This is a genomic window from Streptomyces sp. NPDC046881 (assembly GCF_040645015.1).
Classification (GTDB): Bacteria; Actinomycetota; Actinomycetes; order Streptomycetales; family Streptomycetaceae; genus Streptomyces.
In genome coordinates, this window is sequence record NZ_JBEYXJ010000024.1 from 39,174 (window position 1) to 56,503 (window position 17,330).

Annotated in this window: 18 protein-coding genes; 13 read left to right on the forward strand and 5 right to left on the reverse strand. The window is 72.8% G+C overall.

The window, feature by feature from the left end; translation table 11 throughout:
* Window positions 1–110: 110 nt before the first annotated feature.
* Window positions 111–2,243, reverse strand: a complete 2,133-nt coding sequence (locus tag ABZ923_RS14695) for a prolyl oligopeptidase family serine peptidase (protein WP_361470905.1) — start codon at window positions 2,241–2,243, stop codon at window positions 111–113.
* Between the two features lie 171 nt (window positions 2,244–2,414).
* On the opposite strand from ABZ923_RS14695, the gene ABZ923_RS14700 reads away from it, so the two are divergent.
* Together ABZ923_RS14700 and ABZ923_RS14705 are read left to right on the forward strand one after the other, a co-directional pair.
* Entirely contained in the window at window positions 2,415–2,609 is a 195-nt protein-coding gene (locus ABZ923_RS14700) for a hypothetical protein (RefSeq protein WP_030346161.1), read from the forward strand.
* A gap of 794 nt (window positions 2,610–3,403) precedes the next feature.
* Window positions 3,404–3,565, forward strand: a complete 162-nt coding sequence (locus tag ABZ923_RS14705) for a hypothetical protein (RefSeq protein ID WP_361470906.1) — start codon at window positions 3,404–3,406, stop codon at window positions 3,563–3,565.
* A 12-nt stretch (window positions 3,566–3,577) separates the two neighbouring features.
* Here ABZ923_RS14705 and ABZ923_RS14710 read toward each other — a convergent pair whose 3' ends face one another.
* Entirely contained in the window at window positions 3,578–3,787 is a 210-nt protein-coding gene (locus ABZ923_RS14710) for a DUF397 domain-containing protein (RefSeq protein WP_361470908.1), read from the reverse strand.
* On the reverse strand, window positions 3,784–4,668 hold the full coding sequence (locus ABZ923_RS14715; protein ID WP_361470978.1) for a helix-turn-helix transcriptional regulator: 885 nt from the start codon (window positions 4,666–4,668) through the stop codon (window positions 3,784–3,786). Before ABZ923_RS14715 ends, ABZ923_RS14710 begins: the two co-directional genes overlap by 4 nt.
* Before the next feature lie 214 nt (window positions 4,669–4,882).
* Here ABZ923_RS14715 and ABZ923_RS14720 point away from each other — a divergent pair, with 214 nt between their 5' ends.
* The 11 genes from ABZ923_RS14720 to ABZ923_RS14770 all read left to right on the forward strand — a co-directional run bounded on the left by ABZ923_RS14720 (window position 4,883) and on the right by ABZ923_RS14770 (window position 15,130).
* Window positions 4,883–5,290 (forward strand): ATP-binding protein, encoded by a 408-nt coding sequence (locus ABZ923_RS14720; protein WP_361470980.1) that lies wholly within the window; start codon window positions 4,883–4,885, stop codon window positions 5,288–5,290.
* Between the two features lie 227 nt (window positions 5,291–5,517).
* A complete protein-coding gene (locus tag ABZ923_RS14725) occupies window positions 5,518–6,450 on the forward strand; it encodes a helix-turn-helix domain-containing protein (RefSeq protein ID WP_361470909.1) in 933 nt (310 codons plus the stop codon).
* Between the two features lie 52 nt (window positions 6,451–6,502).
* Window positions 6,503–7,120, forward strand: a complete 618-nt coding sequence (locus tag ABZ923_RS14730; RefSeq protein WP_361470911.1) for a Uma2 family endonuclease — start codon at window positions 6,503–6,505, stop codon at window positions 7,118–7,120.
* Window positions 7,121–7,213: 93 nt separating this feature from the next.
* Window positions 7,214–7,657, forward strand: a complete 444-nt coding sequence (locus ABZ923_RS14735) for a hypothetical protein (protein ID WP_361470913.1) — start codon at window positions 7,214–7,216, stop codon at window positions 7,655–7,657.
* A gap of 47 nt (window positions 7,658–7,704) precedes the next feature.
* The gene (gene mshB / locus ABZ923_RS14740; RefSeq protein WP_361470914.1) at window positions 7,705–8,565 is read left to right on the forward strand and encodes an N-acetyl-1-D-myo-inositol-2-amino-2-deoxy-alpha-D-glucopyranoside deacetylase; all 861 of its coding nucleotides are present in this window, start codon (window positions 7,705–7,707) and stop codon (window positions 8,563–8,565) included.
* On the forward strand, window positions 8,562–8,978 hold the full coding sequence (locus ABZ923_RS14745) for a DUF6113 family protein (RefSeq protein WP_361470916.1): 417 nt from the start codon (window positions 8,562–8,564) through the stop codon (window positions 8,976–8,978). The genes mshB and ABZ923_RS14745 overlap by 4 nt, the downstream gene beginning before the upstream one ends.
* Before the next feature lie 157 nt (window positions 8,979–9,135).
* Window positions 9,136–11,529: a hypothetical protein gene (locus tag ABZ923_RS14750; protein ID WP_361470917.1), complete on the forward strand. Its 2,394-nt coding sequence runs from the start codon at window positions 9,136–9,138 to the stop codon at window positions 11,527–11,529.
* 139 nt (window positions 11,530–11,668) lie between these two features.
* Window positions 11,669–12,595: an ABC transporter ATP-binding protein gene (locus tag ABZ923_RS14755; protein WP_361470919.1), complete on the forward strand. Its 927-nt coding sequence runs from the start codon at window positions 11,669–11,671 to the stop codon at window positions 12,593–12,595.
* Window positions 12,592–13,332 carry an ABC transporter permease gene (locus tag ABZ923_RS14760; RefSeq protein ID WP_361470921.1) on the forward strand — a complete coding sequence of 247 codons (741 nt, stop codon included), beginning with the start codon at window positions 12,592–12,594 and terminating at the stop codon, window positions 13,330–13,332. The genes ABZ923_RS14755 and ABZ923_RS14760 overlap by 4 nt, the downstream gene beginning before the upstream one ends.
* Window positions 13,333–13,337: 5 nt before the next feature.
* The gene (locus tag ABZ923_RS14765) at window positions 13,338–14,519 is read left to right on the forward strand and encodes a histidine kinase (RefSeq protein ID WP_361470982.1); all 1,182 of its coding nucleotides are present in this window, start codon (window positions 13,338–13,340) and stop codon (window positions 14,517–14,519) included.
* On the forward strand, window positions 14,516–15,130 hold the full coding sequence (locus tag ABZ923_RS14770; RefSeq protein ID WP_361470923.1) for a response regulator transcription factor: 615 nt from the start codon (window positions 14,516–14,518) through the stop codon (window positions 15,128–15,130). The genes ABZ923_RS14765 and ABZ923_RS14770 overlap by 4 nt, the downstream gene beginning before the upstream one ends.
* A gap of 10 nt (window positions 15,131–15,140) precedes the next feature.
* On the opposite strand, the gene ABZ923_RS14775 is transcribed toward ABZ923_RS14770, so the two are convergent.
* Both ABZ923_RS14775 and ABZ923_RS14780 read right to left on the reverse strand, forming a co-directional pair.
* Window positions 15,141–16,007 carry a transglutaminase-like domain-containing protein gene (locus tag ABZ923_RS14775; protein WP_361470924.1) on the reverse strand — a complete coding sequence of 289 codons (867 nt, stop codon included), beginning with the start codon at window positions 16,005–16,007 and terminating at the stop codon, window positions 15,141–15,143.
* A 29-nt stretch (window positions 16,008–16,036) separates the two neighbouring features.
* Window positions 16,037–17,203, reverse strand: coding sequence for a GNAT family N-acetyltransferase (locus ABZ923_RS14780; RefSeq protein WP_361470926.1), 1,167 nt, complete (start codon window positions 17,201–17,203; stop codon window positions 16,037–16,039).
* Window positions 17,204–17,330: the final 127 nt, after the last annotated feature.

The window sequence follows — 17,330 nt, forward strand, 5'->3', positions numbered from 1 at the left end:
CATGGTGCATCCCGGCCCGCTTACGGCACCCGCACGGCCGTACGCTGATCAGCCTCCCGTGTCCGTATATCGGTACCGCTTCCGCGAAGTTGCCTGCGTGTTAACGCAGTTCACCCCAGGCCGGCCGGCCCGGGGAGGGAACGCCGGAGGAAGTCCAGCTGGAGGAGGAGCAGGTTCTCGGCGACGGCCTCCTGCGGGGTCATGTGGGTCACCCCGGACAGCGGCAGCACCTCGTGCGGGCGGCCGGCGGCCAGCAGCGCGGAGGAGAGGCGCAGCGAGTGGGCGACGACCACGTTGTCGTCCGCCAGCCCGTGGATGACCATCATCGGGCGGTGCGGCTCGGCCGGGTCGACCAGGCCCGCGTCGTCGATCACCGAGTTGCGCCGGTAGACCTCCGGCTGCTCGTTCGGGTCGCCGAGGTAGCGCTCCTGGTAGTGGGTGTCGTACAGCCGCAGGTCGGTGACCGGGGCGCCGACCACCGCCGCGTGGAAGACGTCCGGGCGGCGCAGCACCGCCAGCGCCGCCAGGTAGCCGCCGAAGGACCAGCCGCGGATCGCCACCCGGTCCAGGTCCAGCGGGTACCGCTCGGCGAGCGCGTGCAGCGCGTCGACCTGGTCCTGGAGCACGACGGCCGCCACGTCGTCCCGGATGGACTTCTCCCAGGCCGGCGAGCGGCCCGGGGTGCCCCGGCCGTCGGCGACGATCACCGCGAAGCCCTGGTCGGCGAACCACTGGGAGGTGAGGTGGGCGTTGTGCGCGGCGGCCACACGCTGGCCGTGCGGACCGCCGTAGGGGTCCATGAGAACCGGCAGGAGACTGTCACCGTGGTAGTCCCGTGGCATAAGCACGGCGCACGGAATTCGGCGTGCGCCCCCTTCGGTGAGGGTCACCCGGGGGGACAAACCGGGATCCTCTGCGTACGACCGGACAGTGGCCGTCGGTTTTCCGTCACGCAGCACCTGGGCCCGGGTGCCCGGCCGGTCCAGCGCGGCGGACACCAGAACCGTGACGCCCCCGGAGCGCACCGCCGAGTGCACGCCGGGCTCCTGCGACACGCGTTCCACGCCCAGCTCGTTCACCCGGTACACATGGACTTCGCCAATTTCCGGCGCCTCGGCCTCAGGACCGGAAGAGGCGGAAACCAGTACGTCCTCCGCACCCACGTCCAGGACCGCCCGGATGTGCAACTGACCGCTGGTCAGAGGGCGTTCGCCGACGGTCAGCACCCGTGCGCCGGCCTCGTCCGCGACCCGGACAAGCTGCCCGGAAGGGCTCCAGCAGGGCACACCGGCGAACAGTTCCAGCCAAGTTGGATCTTCATCGGCGTGCACCATCCGCGTGGCCCCGGAATCCGGGTCCACCGCCAGGAACAGCTGGCTGCGCTGGTCCCGCGCCTGCACCAGCAGCAGCGGCGCACCCGCCTCTGACCAGTGCACACGCGCCAGATACGGATAGCGGGACCGGTCCCATGCGACCTCCGTGCGCTCCCCGCCGAGGCCGATGACGAACAGACGTACGTCCGCGTTCGGGGTGCCCGCCGCGGGGTACCTGACGTTATTTGGCTCACGCTCCGGGCGGGCCGGGTCCGCGATCCACCACCGCTGCACCGGCGTGTCGTCCACGCGCGCCACGAGCAGCCGGTCCGACCGCGGCGCCCACCAGAACCCGCGCGAGCGCGCCATCTCCTCGGCCGCGACGAACTCCGCGAGGCCGTAGGAGACGTCCGCCGCCTCCGGCTCGGCCAGTGCCCGGTCGCCGTCCCCCTCGGCCCCCACCACCCTGAGCGCGCCCTGGGCGACGTACGCGATGTGCCGTCCGTCGGGGGACGGACGCGGGTCGATCACCGGTCCCGGGACCGGGAGTTCGCGTGCCGTGCCGGCCCGCAGCTCCGCCGTGAAAAGCCGCCCTGACAAGGCGAAAGACGCCAACTCCAGGGCGCTGTCGGTGGCGTAGCCGACGATGCCGGCACCGCCCTCGCGGCTGCGCTCGCGGCGCGCCCGCTCCTCGGCCGACAGTTCCTCGGAGGCGCCGTGGAGGAGCGCGCGCGGGTCGGCCGCCGGCCGCTCGGTGCCTTCCGGAAGGTCCAGTACCCACAGGGAGTTGGCCCGGTCGGTGCCGGAGCCGGAACGCAGGAACGCGACACGCGAACCGTCGGGTGCCACGGTGAACGCACGCGGCGCGCCGAGCGTGAACCGCTGGGTCCGGGCGTGCCGACGGGGGAAGGAGTCAGCCTCGGTCGTCATACCCCGACCATATTGGCCATGCGCCCCCTTGTGCGGCTGTGCGCCGACCGATGCGCGAGTACGGATAGTTATGATCACTACCGCAGAGTGGGTATAAACCCCTGGCATCTGCATGGATTTGCTCAACTGATCTGGAACCCGCGTCCCTGGGATCTTTGGAGGTGAGCCGCCGTGGCACTCTCGATTTCGGCGGTGGTGCTGCTGGCGATCATCGTCTTCCTGCTGATCAAGAAGTCAGGGCTGAAGGGCGGCCACGCGGTCGTCTGCATGCTGCTCGGCTTCTACCTCGCCTCCTCGACGGTCGCCCCCACGATCAGCGAGCTGACGACCAACGTCGCCAGCATGATCGGCAGCATCAAGTTCTGACGGCCGCCGTGGTGGCGGCGACCGGGGCGCTGGCGATCCCGTCTGATCGCCAGCTGTCCGATTCCGCTGCCCGTAACCGCCCGACTCCGTAAGCTGTGCCGTCCTGGACGAGCGAGGCTGGGGGGCCGGAGGGTGGACGACAAGAGCGTGGACAAGCGGCTTCGGGAGCTGGCGAAGGCGTCCCCCAACTTCGGACGTCTGTACGGATACCAGCCGCTGCTCGCCATCTACGGCCCTGGCCGGCGCCCTCGCCCAGAACGAGCGGTACGCGGCGGGCGTGCTCAGGGTGCGCGCCATGGCCGTGTGGCGCCGCGATGAGCCCTTCGCGTTCCGCTACGCCACCACCGGCACCGAGACGTACTTCCTCAACCGTGTGGACCCGGACGCCCGCTCCCGCAAGGTCTTCACCTTCCACCGCCCGGACACCGTGCTCGCGTGGATGAGGTACGCCGACGAGCACCCGGACGCGCCGACCTTCCGAGCGACCCTGCGGACCCGCATGCCGCTGCTGGAGACCCACGGCCTGCGCATGGCCCAGGTAGAGGCCATCACGGGCCTGGAGGGCTCCCTGGCGGCCGACCGGCCGCGCCCCTCATACAGATGGCCGCAGGCGCCGGCAAGACGTTCACCGCCGTCACCGAGACCTACCGGCTGCTCCGGTACGCCGGTGCCCGCCGCGGCCGGGCGAGCCCCGCTCCTCCCGCGTCGAGTCCGAGGACGAGAACGGGCCCTTCAAGAAGTTCAGCTACGAGGACCTGATCGCCCGCGACAAGGCCAACCTCGACATCACGTGGATGAAGGACCCCGCCCTCGACGACGCCGACAGTGGCCTGCCCCCCCCCGAGATGATCGCCGAGGAGATCGTCCGCGACCTCCAGTCCGCCCTGACGGAGTTCACGGCCATCGCCCGCTCCCTGGGCGGCGACGTGGACGTACCGGAGGCCGAGATCGAGTAGAGGCCCGCTGGATCAGCCCTCGACCGCGTGCGGCACGAAACAGGCCCACGCGGCGGGGGCGAAGGCCAGCCGGGGACCCTCGACGTTCTTCGAGTCGCGGACGTGGACGGTGCCGGGCTCGGTGGCGACCTCGACGCAGGAGTCGCCTTCTGGCCCGCTGCTGTAGCTGCTCTTGAACCAGGCCAGGTCGGAGGTGTCCGTGGCGGAGCCCTTGCGGATCATGTTTCTCCCAGCATTCGCTCGATGAGGGCCAGTGTCTCCCCGGGCGGAAGAGCCTGCGCCCGGATCGTGCCATACCGCAGGTCGAGAATGCGTAGCTGCCTCGGATCAGAGGCAGGGCGGCCGTTGAACGCGCCGTCGGAACGCCCTACCGCTGTTCCGTCCTCGAACTTCAGCAGCTCGATCCGGCCGCTCATGCCTGGATGGGCAACGCTGTCCATCGGCATGACCTGGGGTGAGACGTTGTTCAACCGCCCAACTTCCAGCAGGCGTTCGAATTGCTGCTTGCGCACCATTGTGCCCCCAACGCGGCGACGAAGAGTCGCCTCCTCCAGGACGAAACTGAGGGAAGGGGCTGGCGAGCGATCGAACACTGACAGCCGAGCCATGCGGGCGGCCACCAGGCGCTCCACTTCCTCAGCCGGATAGGGCGGTTGGCGCACCTCGAAGAGAGCGCGTGCGTAGTCAGGCGTCTGCAGGAGGCCGGCGATGCTGCTGCACTCGTACACTCCGATCTCGACCGCCCGCGCCTCCAGCTGCGCCAGATCCCGCACCTTCTTCGGATACCGGACCTTCTTCACGTCCTCCCTCATCGCCGCGATGAGGCCCTTGGCACCCAGCACCTCGTCCGCCGTGTCCAGATACTCGGGCCGGGGGATGCGCTTCCCGGCCTCGATCTTGTAGACGAGATCCTCGCCGTACCCGACCGCCACCGCGAACTCGCCGACCCGCATGCCGGCCGCCTCCCGGCGGAGCCGCAACTGCCGTCCCACCGTGGCCACCACGGCGAGCGCCCAGTCGTCGTCCGGGTCCACCTCCCAGCCCGGCTCGTCGGTCTGCTCCGTCCTGGTCTCGACCCGCACCGCCTCACCGTTCACCGACATGCGTGCCCCTCCGTAGCGCTGCTCCGTACCGTCACGTCCTGCGCGCACGAGCCGCACCGACAGTCCGGACAGCACCGGACAAGCCTTGGACGATCACCGTACGCAACCCTGTGATTACTCCTCACGGTATGCCCGGTCGGCCACGCTGAGTGACGTGAATCAGGAATTCGCCGAGACCAGGACCCAACCCGACGGCAGGGTCCGCAACTTCAGCATGCTGCTGTCGTCCACCCCGCGCGGTGCCCGCCTCGCCCGGCTGCTCGCGGTGAACGCGCTGCGGAACTGGGGGCTCCCGCACGAGCGGGCGAGTCACGTCGTTGCCGAGCTGGCGGCCAACGCGGCTACCCACGGCCGCGTCCCCGGACGCAGCTTCCGCCTGACGCTCTACGTGGTCGGCGGCACGCTCCGCATCGAGGTCACCGACCCACGCGGTGACCGGCGGCCCGTGCTGCGGGAGCCCGGAGCCGGCGCCGAGTCGGGCCGGGGGCTGCTTCTCGTGGAGGCACTCGCCGACCGGTGGGGAACCAGCGAAGGGCGCTTCCCGCGCAAGACCGTCTGGGCGGAGATCGGCCTCATGCCACCGGAACCCGACCCCACGCGCTCCGGTGCCGTCGGCGACTGAAAGACAAAGAACGCTGGGGGAAAGCACCCCGCCAAACCCGACCCCTCCCGCCCGTGGTCGCACTCACTCGGGCGGGTGAACATCTCCGGTCCGACTGGATTTCGCAGCCGCCGAGGCCCGACGCTCGGCGCAGCGCACCGCCAACAACCGCAGACATGAGACGGCCCCCGCCGGGACGGCAATCCCAGTGCGAGGGCCTGACCACCGAGGAAGAAGAGAGCTTCCCGATGGGTACCGAGAACCCTAGCGTGCCCCCGCACGCCCAGGCCCGCCTTGCGGGCAACAAGCACCCGAACCGGCGGCCCGGCACGGCCCACCGCTCCGGCGGGCTCCAGCACGACAACTCCCGTCACACCACACGCTTCACGGTGGTCGGCAACCACCTGGCCCAGCACAGCGAACTGTCGCTCCTCGCGATCGGGCTCGGCGTGCACCTCCAGTCGCTGCCGCAGGGCGCCCCGGCCGACATCAAGACCCTCGCCGCCCGGTTCCCCGAGGGAGCCACCCGGATCGCCGCCGCGCTGCGCGAACTGGAGGCCCACGGCTACCTGCGGCGCGAGCGCCACCGCACGTCCACCGGCCGCATCGTCACCCGCACGATCTCCTGCAACCAGCCGGCCGCGGCCCGCCACCCCACCGTAGTCCTCGGCCGCCCGCGGACCCGGGCGGCGGAGACATCGCAGAGGCGGGAGGTTTGCGAGGACAGCACGCCGCGCGGGACGCGCGAGAAGCCGGCTCCCCGCAAACCGCTCCCCGCCGTGCCGAGCCCCGCGTTCGCCGCCCCCGCGCTCCTGGAAGCCGCCACCGGCCTCCTCGCGGACCTCCACCGCCACGACCCCCGGCTGCTCCTCTCCGCCCGCGACGCCGCTCATCTGGCCCCCGGGGTCGCCGCCTGGCTGGAGCGCGACGTCGCCCCCGCCGTCGTGTGCCGTGCCCTGACCGCTGACCTGCCACCGGAGGGCGTTCGCCGCCCCGTGGCGCTCCTTGCGCACCGCCTGGCAGCCCAGCTGCCGCCCCCGCCGCCGTTCCGGGCGCCGGCTGCCCCGCAGCCACCCCGGTACCCGATGCGGAACTGCGACGGCTGCGACCGCGGCTTCCGCTCACCCGATCCCGGAACCCGCTGCCGGGACTGCCGAACCGACCTCCAGGAGGCCGCCTAGCATGAACGTGACGATCCTTCCCCCTGGGCACAGACGACGAGGAGCGAGCGCCATGACCATCGCACCCGGCAACGCGCAGCAGGGCGCCTCCCACGTGTACCGGACCATGCGCGACTTCGTGCAGTCCATGGACGACACGCTGCCCGGCAAGTTCGAGATCACCAAGGAAGGGATCGTCCACGACATGATGTCGCCCGTGAAGCAGCACGAGCTCACCGTGCTGCGTCTCCGGAAGCGCCTGGAGAAGGTCATGCCGGAGGAGATCGTCGCGCACACGGGTGAACCGGATGTGGAGGGCGCTTCCGAGGGGATCATGCGCCGTCCCGACGTCATGGTGATCGCCGAAGAGGACATGGAAGGGGACGGGACCTTCGATCCTCGTACGCTTCTCGCGGCCGTCGAGATCGTCTCCCGCTCCAACCCGGACAACGACTGGGTCGGGAAGATGCGTGACTACCCGCTGCTCGGCATCCCCGTCTACGGGGTGTTCGACCCACGCACCGGTACCGGTGCCGTGTTCACGGACATCCACTCCACACCGGACGGCCCCCGATACGCCACCCGCAAGGACTTCGTCTACGGCGAGGACGTCACCATCGGGGAGTGGACCATCCCGACGAGCGGCCTGCCTCGCTACCAGGACGACGAAGCGGAAGAGACCGAGTCCTGAGGGAACCGATCCGGAAACGCGAGAGCTAATTTCGGTAACCTTCGGTCGTACCTGGCTCTCCGACTTGACCACCTCCCTGACGATTCCGGGATCGTGCTCAGAACCGAGATGCCGCACCAGTTGCGGATGTACGAACTGCCGCTGCACCGGGTCGAAGCGGTGCGGCGGGGGGAGGTCACCCTCTCCGAGGCCGTTGTGGAACACCTGCGCGAAAAGCTGGCCGTGCAGGCGCTCCAGCACCCCGGGAAGATTTCCGAAGTGCTCAAGCTGGTGACGGAGAAAAAGGTCTGGTTCGAGGCGGCGGGGTGCATCAATCAGCACTTCTTCCAGGGGCGGACCACGTTCAACGAGAAGAAGCTTCGCGGCCGGTACCTGGAAATCACCCAGCGCCGCAACAAAATCGCGCACGACGCCGACCTGATCGACGGCGACCTCAAACAGCGCCGCCCGATCGACGAGGCGGAGGTGACGGACGCCATCGACTGGATCGAGCGGATCGCCTTGGCCATCGCTCACGTACTCGACGACGAGGGATGACCGGCCGGAGTTCGGCGAACCGCCCGGCCGCCTCATAGGCTGGCCCCATGACGGAACTGCCCTCCCGGCGTCTTCTCCTGGTGCACGCGCACCCGGACGACGAGTCGATCAACAACGGCGCGACCATGGCCAGGTACGCGGCCGAGGGTGCCCACGTGACCCTGGTCACCTGCACCCTGGGGGAGCGGGGCGAGGTCATCCCGCCGGAGCTGCGGCACCTGACGGGCCCGGCGCTGGGCGCGCACCGGCGCGGGGAGCTGGCCGCGGCCGCGGCCGCGCTCGGGGTCCGGGACGTCCGGCTGCTCGGCGGCGCCGGGCGGTACGGCGACTCCGGGATGATGGGCCTGGCCGAGAACGCCGACCCCGGCTGCTTCTGGCAGGCCGACGTCGACGAGGCGGCCGGCCGGCTCGCCGAGGTGATCCTGGAGGTCCGCCCGCAGGTCCTCGTGACGTACGACGACAACGGCGGCTACGGGCACCCGGACCACATCCAGGCCCACCGCGTCGCCATGCGCGCGGTCGACCTCGCGGCCGAACGCGGCCACCGCGTCGCCAAGGTGTACTGGAACCGCGTCCCGCGCTCCGTCGCCGACGCCGCCTTCGCCCGCCTCCAGGACGAGCTGACCGCACTGCCGTTCGAGAAGAGCGCCTCCGTGGACGACGTGCCCGGCGTGGTGGACGACGAGCGGATCACCACCACGATCGACGGCACCGCGTACGCCGCCGCCAAGGCCGCCGCGATGCGCGCCCACGCCACCCAGATCGAGGTGGCCGGGCCCTGCTTCGCGCTCTCCAACGCACTCGCCCAGCCGCTGTTCACCACCGAGTACTACGAGTTGGTGCGCGGCCCCGGACAGCCCGGCGAGACCGACCTGTTCGCCGGCCTCGGCACCGGGGAGGCGTCATGAACGACGGCGGAAACGGCCCCCTGCTCGCCCAGCCGCTGCGCCCGCCCTCCGCCGGCCGGGCCGCCGCCCTCGTCGGCCTGTTCCTGCTCGGCGCGCTCGTGGGCCTCGCCGGTGCCCTGGTGCAGGCCGGCTGGTTCCCCGGCGGGCTGCTGCTCGCCCTGGCCGGCGCCACCGGGCTCTTCCTCGGCGGCGCGTACGCCACCGGGAGCCGGGGCGGGGCGGTCGCGCCGGCGGCGGGCTGGATCGTCGCCGTCGTCCTGCTCACCACCACGCGGCCCGAGGGCGACTTCCTGTTCGGCGCCGGCGGCGGTTCCTATCTCTTCCTGCTCGGCGGCATGGCCCTCGCTGTGATCTGCGCCACCGTCGGCGCCGGGCGGCAACCTCGCGGCGGCCCCGCCCGACTTGGGAAGTGACGTACCACTTCGCCGTGCGGCGCGCGTGCGAGTCCGGTGTGGGTTTACTCGGCGGTCATGGGATAAGCGCCAGAAGTGGCCAGTATGGTGGTGCGCGCCGCCGAGCCGCCCGCAGTGAGGTCGTCACGGGCGGTGGAGCCAACTGGGAGAACCTGCCTTGAGTCGTGAAACTGACACTCCGTCCTCCGGGCCCAACGGGCGCGGCGGAGCCGCATACCCCTCCGGCACGCCGCCGTACGGGACCCCCATGGTTTCCGACGACGGTGCGGGCGCGGGCCGTTCGGGCACGCGGCCGGAGGAGAAGAAGACCGAGACCACGCTGACGACCCGGATCCGGATCAACATCCCCGGCTCCCGGCCCATCCCGCCGGTCGTCATGCGCAAGCCCGTCGGAGACGGCGAGGCCTCCGGGGACGAGGCGCCCGCCGCCGAGCCGCGGCCCGCCGCCGACCGGACGCCCGCGGTCCCCGCCGCCGAGGCCCCGGCCGAGCCCGCGGCCCCGGCGGAGGAGAAGACCAGCGACTGGTTCGCGCCCCGCAAGTCCTCGGCCCCCAAGGGCGGTCCGGGCGGCGGCGGCACGAACGGCGCCGGGATCCCCGGCGGTTCCGCCGCACCCGCCGCCTCCACGAGTGCGCCAGGCGGCCGTACGGTTGGTCCGGCGGCGTCCGGCGCGTCCGGTACCACCGGCGCACGCCCCGGCGGCGGCCGTCCCGGCGGTGTGGTCGGCTCCATGAGCGTGCCGGGCGCCTCCCGCCCCGGCGGTACGAACGGCAAGGGCCTGCCCGGCGCCACCGGCGGCCCCGTCGCCCCGGGCCACGGCGGCGGCACCGGATCCTTCGACGTGACCGAGGCGCTGACCGCGGGCCCGCTGGGCGGCGGCTCCCGCCCCGGCTCCGCCGGCCCCGGCGAGTCCCGCCGGGACGACCTGCCGTACTTCTCGGACCAGGCGGACCGCACGGACGCGGACCCCGCAGGCAACGCCGGCCCGGACGGCTTCGGTGCCGGCCCGGCGACCGCGGGCGGCCAGGGCTTCGGCACGGCAGCGGCCCCCGGACGCGACGGCTACGGCGGAGCCGCGGGCGGTGTCCACGGGCACGGCGGCGCCAGCGGCTACAACGGACCCGGTGGCCACGGCGGGCCCGGCGGCCCGCAGGGCCCGGCCGGCCCCACCAGCGGCCCGGTCACCGGCGACGGCGCCCTCGCCCCGCGGGCCGCGGCCGGCCCCGGCGCGGGGCCGGGCGAGCCCTTCGACGGCCCCTCGGGCGCCGGTTACGGCACCCCGCCCGGTCGCAGCGCGCTCGCCGACATCGCCGACCTCGACGGCCCCGGCGGTCCGGCGGCCGGTCCCGCGGGCCGTGGTCCCGGCGGCGGGCTGAGCGACGACACCGCGATCCTCACCCCGCAGAAGCCGGCCCCGGAGCCGGGCACGCCCGGCTACCGCTCCCCGGCCGCCGACAACGTCTCCGGACACACCGTCACCAGCGGCATCCCGGTCGTCCCGAACGCAGGGAACGCCCCGTTCGGCACCCGCCCCGACGGTCCGGCGGCGCCCGCCGCGCCCAAGGCGCAGCAGCCGGCCGCGCCCAAGGCGGCGGGCAAGCCGAAGAAGAAGGGCCGCAGCAAGCTGATGCTGCTCGCCGTCGGCGTGGTCGTCGTCGCCGGCGGCGCCTACGGCGCCGGCCTGCTGATGAACCACACCGACGTGCCCAAGGGCACCACCGTGCTCGGCGTCGACATCGGCGGCGGCACCCGCGACGACGCCGTCAAGAAGCTGGACGACGCCTTCGGCAGCCGGGTGAACAAGCCGCTGAAGCTGTCCGTGGGCGGCACCACGGTCACCCTGACGCCCGAGAACGCGGGGCTGCAGTTCGACTACCAGGCCACCGTCAGCGAGGCCGCGAAGAGCGACTACAACCCGGTGAACGTCATCGGTTCCCTCTTCGGGCAGAAGCGCGTGGTCGAGCCGGTCATGCCGGTGGACGAGGAGAAGCTGCAGGCCGCGCTCCAGCAGGCCGGCGGCGGCTCGGGATCGGTCACGGACGGCACCATCAAGTTCGAGTCCGGCAAGGCCGTGCCCGTCTACGGCAAGGCGGGCAAGGCCATCGACGCCGGCCGCTCGACCAACGCGGTCGAACAGGCCTACCGCACGCTGGTGGAGCGGGGCGCCGCGCCCCCGGTGACCGTGCCGACCGCCACCAAGCAGCCGACGGTGTCGAACGCCGAGGTCGACCGGATGATGAAGGACTTCGCGAAGCCCGCGATGTCCGGCCTGGTCCGGGTGCAGACCGACGCGACGCACAGCATCCCGTTCGGTCCGGTCTCGCTGCCGAAGATCATCAGCTTCAAGGCCGTCGACGGCAAGCTCGTGGACACCTACGACCTCAAGGCGCTCAAGGACGCGTACGGCAGCACCTTCGACGGGGTGCAGATCCGGACCGCGACCGGGAAGCGGGGCGTGCTGCCGCAGGACGTCGTCGCCGCTCTGCGCAAGGCGCTGCGCGGCACGACGGCCGCGGAGCGGGTCGGGGTCATCGACACCAACCCCAGCTAGCCGGCCGTTCCCAGGGGCGCCCTTCCCGAAAGGGGCGCCCCTTCGGGCGCGTGTCATCCGTTCCGCATGACATCCGTCATCCGGTACCCGGGACCGCCGACACTGCCGGGGCTGCCGTCCTTCCCGCCAGCATGGGCGCATGACGACGACAGCGGCGCCCGCCACCACCCCGGTGGTCGGGTTCGACCAGGTGACCAAGACGTACGGGAGCGTGCGGGCCGTCGACGGCCTCTCGCTCCGGCTGTACCCGGGCGAGACCGTCGCCCTCCTCGGCCCGAACGGGGCCGGCAAGTCCACCACCCTGGACCTGCTCCTCGGGCTCAAGCACGCCGACAGCGGCACGGTCAGCCTGTTCGGCACCGGCCCGCGCGAGGCGATCGTCGCCGGCCGGGTCGGCGCCATGCTGCAGAGCGGCGGCCTGATGGACGGGGTCACCGTCACCGAACTGGTCCGGCTGGCCTGCTCGCTGCACCCGCGGCCGTACCCGGTGTCCGAGGTGCTGGCCCGCGCCGGCGTCACCCAGATCGCCGACCGCAAGGTCGACAAGCTCTCCGGCGGCCAGGCCCAGCGGGTCCGGTTCGCCCTCGCCACCGCCGGCGACAGCGACCTGATCATCCTGGACGAGCCGACCACCGGCATGGACGTCTCCGCCCGCCAGGCCTTCTGGGCCACCATGCGGGAACAGGCCGACCAGGGCCGTACGGTCCTCTTCGCCACCCACTACCTGGAAGAGGCCGACGCCATCGCCGACCGGGTGCTCGTGCTGCACCGGGGGCGGCTGCTCGCCGACGGCACCGCGGCCGAGATCAAGGCCAGGGCGGGCGCGCGGCGGATCTCCTTCGACCTGGAGGGCGAGATCGCGGACGGCGCCCTGCGCGGCCTGCCGTTCCTCACGTCGCTGGACGTGTCGGGCCAGACGGTCCGCATCCAGTCGTCCGACGCCGACGCGACCGTGCACGCCCTGTACGGCCTCGGTGTCTACCCCCGCAATCTCGAAGTCGCCGGGCTCGGTCTGGAGCAGGCCTTCGTCGCCATCACGGAGGCCGAGGAGGCCAAGCAGTCGTGAACGCCCTGATCAAGCTCGAAGTGGCCCGCGCCCTGCGGAACCGGAAATTCCTGTTCTTCTCGGTGCTCTACCCCTCGATCATCTACCTGATCTTCTCCAGCAGCGCCGGCTCGGCCGGGAAGGTCGACGGCAGCGACCTGACCGTCGCCACCTACCTGATGGTCTCCATGGCCTCCTTCGGCGCCCTGACCGCCGTCCTGATGGGCAACAGCGAGCGCATCGCCAAGGAACGCGAGAGCGGCTGGGTGCGGCAGCTGCGGCTGACCCCGCTGCCCGGGCGCGGCTACGTCCTCGCCAAGACCGCCGGCGCGGCCGTGGCGAGCCTGCCGGCCATCGTCGTCGTGTTCGCCGTCGCCGCCGCGATCAAGCACGTACGCCTGGACGCCTGGCAGTGGCTCGCGCTCACCGGGGTCGTCTGGGCCGGCAGCCTCGTCTTCGCCGCGCTCGGCGTCGCCATCGGCTACCTCGCCTCCGGGGACGCGGTCCGCCCGATCACGATGATCGTCTACTTCGGCCTGTCGATCCTCGGCGGCCTGTGGATGCCGTCCACCACCTTCCCGCAGATCCTGCAGGACATCGCCGAGTGGCTGCCCACGCACGCGTACGCTGCCCTGGGCCGGGCGATCGAGCAGAGCCAGGCCCCGCACACGGCGGACATCGCCGTCCTCGCCGGCTACTTCGTCCTCTTCGCGGGCGGCGCGGCCTGGCTGTACCGGAAGGACACGCTGAAGGCGTGAGCACGATGACGCAGGACCGGACCGGAACGCCGCAGCACACGCCCCTGGGCTGGCCGCCCCGCACCCGGCGCGAGCTGCTGGTGAAGACGCTGTGGATCGGGGTCTGGCTGGTCTTCCTCAGCTCGCCGGTCGAGGACCTCGTCGACGGCGGGCACGGCACCGGCGCGACCGTGGCCGGCTCGGTCGGCCTCGCCGTGTTCGTCGGGGTCTACCTGACCCTGGTCTTCCGCAACATGGGCCGGCCGTTCTCCCCGCGCGTCGTGCTCACGCTGGGCGGGATCCTCGGCGTCCTCGCCCCCGTACTGGCCTACACCCTCGGCAGCGCCTGGCTGGGCCTGTTCGTCTACCTGTCGGTCGCCTGGGGGGCCACCCTGCCGCTGCGGGCGGCCTACTGGGCCATCCCGGCCTCCGCCCTGGCGATGTACCTCGTCGGCCTGCACTCGGACGAGAAGGAGGCCCGCGGCCTGCTGTTCCTGGTGGTGCTGATCGGGTTCGCGATGACCGGTGTCGGCCAACTGGTCCGTACCACCATCGAGTTGCGCAAGGCGCGGGCCACCGTCGCCCAGCTCGCCGCCAACGAGGAGCGCCTGCGCCTCGCCCGCGACCTGCACGACCTGCTCGGCCACTCGCTGTCGCTGATCACGCTGAAGAGCGAGCTGGCCGGCCGGATGCTGCCCGACCACCCCGACAAGGCCGCCCAGCAGGTCGCCGACATCGAACAGGTCAGCCGGCAGGCCCTGGTCGACGTACGGGAGGCCGTCACCGGCTACCGGCGGCCCCGGCTCGCCGCCGAACTCGCCGGTGTCCAGGTCGCCCTGACCGCCGCCGGGGTCGCCGCCGAGGTGCCCGCCGAACCCGACCTCGCCGACGTCCCCGAGGAGGCCGAGTGCGCGCTCGCCTGGGCGCTGCGCGAGGCCGTCACCAACGTGGTCCGGCACAGCGGCGCCGACCGCTGCGCCGTCCGGCTGCTGCGCCGCCAGACCCTGGACGGGCCGGTGCTCGAACTCTGCGTCGAGGACGACGGATCCGGCGGCTCCGGCACGGGCCCCGGCAACGGTCTGACCGGGCTGACCGAGCGGCTGGAGAAGGCCGGCGGCACCCTGGAGGCGGGCCGGGTCAGGCACGGGTTCCGGCTGGTCGCCCGCGTGCCCACGGCCCCGGCGGCCGACGTAGGATCCGGGGCATGACGAGCACGATCAAGGTACTCCTCGCCGAGGACCAGTCGATGGTCCGCGAGGCGCTGGCCGCGCTGCTCGGCCTGGAGGACGACATCGAGGTCGTCGCCCAGGTCGCGCGCGGCGACGAGGTGCTCGCGGCCGTCGGCGCGCACGGCGTGGACGTCGCGCTGCTCGACATCGAGATGCCCGGCTGCACCGGCATCGAGGCCGCGGCCCGGGTGCACCGGGAGTACCCGCGGGTCAAGCTGGTCGTCCTCACCACCTTCGGCCGGCCCGGCTACCTGCGCAGCGCCATGGAGGCGGGCGCCGACGCCTTCCTGGTCAAGGACGCCCCGGCCGCCCAGCTCGCCGAGGCGATCCGCAAGGTGCTGGCCGGCGAGCGGGTCATCGACCCCACGCTGGCCGCCGCCGCGCTCGCCGAGGGCGCGAACCCGCTCACCGAGCGCGAACGCGAGGTGCTCCGCGCGGCGGCCGACGGCTCCACCAACGCCGAACTGGCCCGCACCCTGCACCTCTCCCAGGGCACGGTCCGCAACTACCTCTCCACCGCCATCCAGAAACTGGCGGCACGCAACCGGGCCGAGGCGGTACGCATCGCCCGCGACAAGGGATGGCTCTGAGCCGCCGGGCTCAGTTGAGCTTGGCCCGCGCCGTGCCCGCCTCCTGGCGCACCTTGCGCGCGGCCGACTCGTCCACCACCTCGATCAGGTCGGCGTAGTACTCCATCTCCTCCGCGCCGGCGACGAACTGCCCGCGCTGCACCAGCAGTTGCCCCCGCTCGTAGCGCAGCCGCGCCGGATGCGAGGGGATGAGCAGCGCCAGCTCCACGGCGCGCAGCGCGACATCGGACCGCTCCGGCCGCGCCGCCGCCCACGCCCGGATGTTGTTCAGGATGCGCTGGACGACGTCCAGGGGCGGCGCCGGCTCCAGCATCGAGGGGTGCAGCGGCGCACCCGTCGCACCCACCACCAGCAACTCGGCGTCCGTCCCGGTCAGCACCCGGCCCCCCTCGAACGGATCGGCCAGCACCTGCTCGGCCGCCGTGCCGAACCCGACCACGAAGTGCCCTGGCAGCGCGACCCCGTACACCGGGGCGCCCGCCCGGCGCGCGACCTCCAGCCACACCACCGACAGCAGGATCGGCAGCCCGCGCCGCCGCCGCAGCACCTCGTGCAGCAGGGAGGACTCCAGCCGCTGGTAGTCACCCGGCGTCCCGTGGAACCCGTAGCGGGCGCCGAGCAGCCGGCGTACGGCCTCCGCCCAGGCGCGCGGCCCGTCCGGCCGGTACGGCAGCTCGCCCGCCAGCCGGTCCAGCTCCACCTGCGCGGCGTCGATGCCGGTCTCGTCCAGCGAGCCGTCCGTCTCCGCGCCGATCAGCAGGCACAGCGCCGAGACGTCCGGCCGCTCGGCCCGGGCCTCCTCGGCGAACCGCTGCCGCAGCTCGGCGGAGCGCTCCGGCGGGGGCGGGTACGGGGGCGGCAGATACGGGTGACTCATGCCAGGCTCATGCCCTTCCACGGCGCGTTCTACGGGCGCCCGGGGCGGGCGGATGCCTCCGGCGCCCCGGACGGGTCGGTGCCTGTCTCCGCGTCCGCCTCCCGGCCGCCGGGCTCCTCGGGAGCCCGGTAGTGGTGGTAGGCGTGGTGCGGCAGGAAGCCGAGGGCCCGGTACAGGGCCCGGCCGCCCTCGTTGTCCGTCTCCACCTGGAGCCAGGCCGCCGAGGCGCCTTCGTCCAGCGCGCGCCGGGCCAGCGCGGCCATCACCTCGGTGGCCAGCCCCTGCCGCCGCCGCCCGGGGTCCACCTCGACCGCGGTGAACCCGGCCCACCGCCCGTCCACGACGCACCGGCCGATCGCCGCGGGCGGCTCACCCTCCCCGGCACCGGGCACCGAGGCGAACCACACCGAGGGCCCGCTGGACAGGACCCGCAGGGCCACCTCGCTCAGCCCCTTGCGCCGGTACCGCGCGAGCCACGCCTCGTCCGCCGTCCGGGACAGCACCACCCCCGCGCCCTCGGCCCGGTCCGCGACCGGCGCCAGCGCCCCGGTCCACAGCTCGGCGGTCACCTCGCGCACCCAGCCGCGCCGTTCCAGCTCCGCGCACAGCAGCTCCTGCGTGCCCTCGGCGCCGGTCGCGGTCTGCACGTAGGCGGGCAGGCCGCGCTCGCCGTACCAGCGGCGCACGACAGCCAGGGCCGCGTCGAGCGGCAGACCGGGATCACCGAGCGGCAGCACGCTGTTGGCCCGGCGGGTGAAGCCCGCCCGCCGCCCGGCCACCGCCCCGGCCGGACGCTCCCGCGGAGCCGCACCCCGGAGGGGATCCCCCTCGCGCGGCACCTCCTCGACGGCGGCCCGCAGCTCCCACTCGCCCAGCCGCTCGCTCTCCACCGGCCGCCACGCGCGCGCGGTGATGTGCGCGAGTTCCGGGTAGGTGGCGGCGGGCCCCCTGCGCCGCGCCGGCGCCGCGGGCACCACTTTGCCCGCGGCCAGCGTGTTCTCGGGGATCCGGACCGTTTCGCCGTCCCGCCGTGTGATCATGAGCACGCCGCCGTCCCATGATGTGAGAACACCCACCGTGTCAGTGAACTTCTCCGGTCCGGTACCGGGTTCGCCCAAGCGCCGTACGGAGACCCGTTTGCCCACGTCAGCCGGGGTGATTCGGACCTCCAGGCGTCCTTTCGCCGAGAATTCCACCGGTCAGTTCACCCCTCCTGTTCGGATCACGCTCCGGAACGGAGATACTAGGGGCGGGCATCGACGACGCCGCGCTCCCGCGCGCCAGGCGGCGGAGCCTGAGGAGGCCCGCCAGCGCCCTATCGAG

Excerpts from the sequence above, each read along its gene's own strand:
- ABZ923_RS14695 (WP_361470905.1), bottom strand. The coding sequence starts at position 2,243 with ATGACGACCGAGGCTGACTCCTTCCCCCGTCGGCACGCCCGGACCCAG.
- ABZ923_RS14705 (WP_361470906.1), top strand. The coding sequence starts at position 3,404 with ATGAAGGACCCCGCCCTCGACGACGCCGACAGTGGCCTGCCCCCCCCC.
- ABZ923_RS14710 (WP_361470908.1), bottom strand. The coding sequence starts at position 3,787 with ATGATCCGCAAGGGCTCCGCCACGGACACCTCCGACCTGGCCTGGTTC.
- ABZ923_RS14715 (WP_361470978.1), bottom strand. The coding sequence starts at position 4,668 with ATGTCGGTGAACGGTGAGGCGGTGCGGGTCGAGACCAGGACGGAGCAG.
- ABZ923_RS14720 (WP_361470980.1), top strand. The coding sequence starts at position 4,883 with ATGCTGCTGTCGTCCACCCCGCGCGGTGCCCGCCTCGCCCGGCTGCTC.
- ABZ923_RS14725 (WP_361470909.1), top strand. The coding sequence starts at position 5,518 with ATGGGTACCGAGAACCCTAGCGTGCCCCCGCACGCCCAGGCCCGCCTT.
- ABZ923_RS14730 (WP_361470911.1), top strand. The coding sequence starts at position 6,503 with ATGACCATCGCACCCGGCAACGCGCAGCAGGGCGCCTCCCACGTGTAC.
- mshB (WP_361470914.1), top strand. The coding sequence starts at position 7,705 with ATGACGGAACTGCCCTCCCGGCGTCTTCTCCTGGTGCACGCGCACCCG.
- ABZ923_RS14745 (WP_361470916.1), top strand. The coding sequence starts at position 8,562 with ATGAACGACGGCGGAAACGGCCCCCTGCTCGCCCAGCCGCTGCGCCCG.
- ABZ923_RS14755 (WP_361470919.1), top strand. The coding sequence starts at position 11,669 with ATGACGACGACAGCGGCGCCCGCCACCACCCCGGTGGTCGGGTTCGAC.
- ABZ923_RS14765 (WP_361470982.1), top strand. The coding sequence starts at position 13,338 with ATGACGCAGGACCGGACCGGAACGCCGCAGCACACGCCCCTGGGCTGG.
- ABZ923_RS14770 (WP_361470923.1), top strand. The coding sequence starts at position 14,516 with ATGACGAGCACGATCAAGGTACTCCTCGCCGAGGACCAGTCGATGGTC.
- ABZ923_RS14775 (WP_361470924.1), bottom strand. The coding sequence starts at position 16,007 with ATGAGTCACCCGTATCTGCCGCCCCCGTACCCGCCCCCGCCGGAGCGC.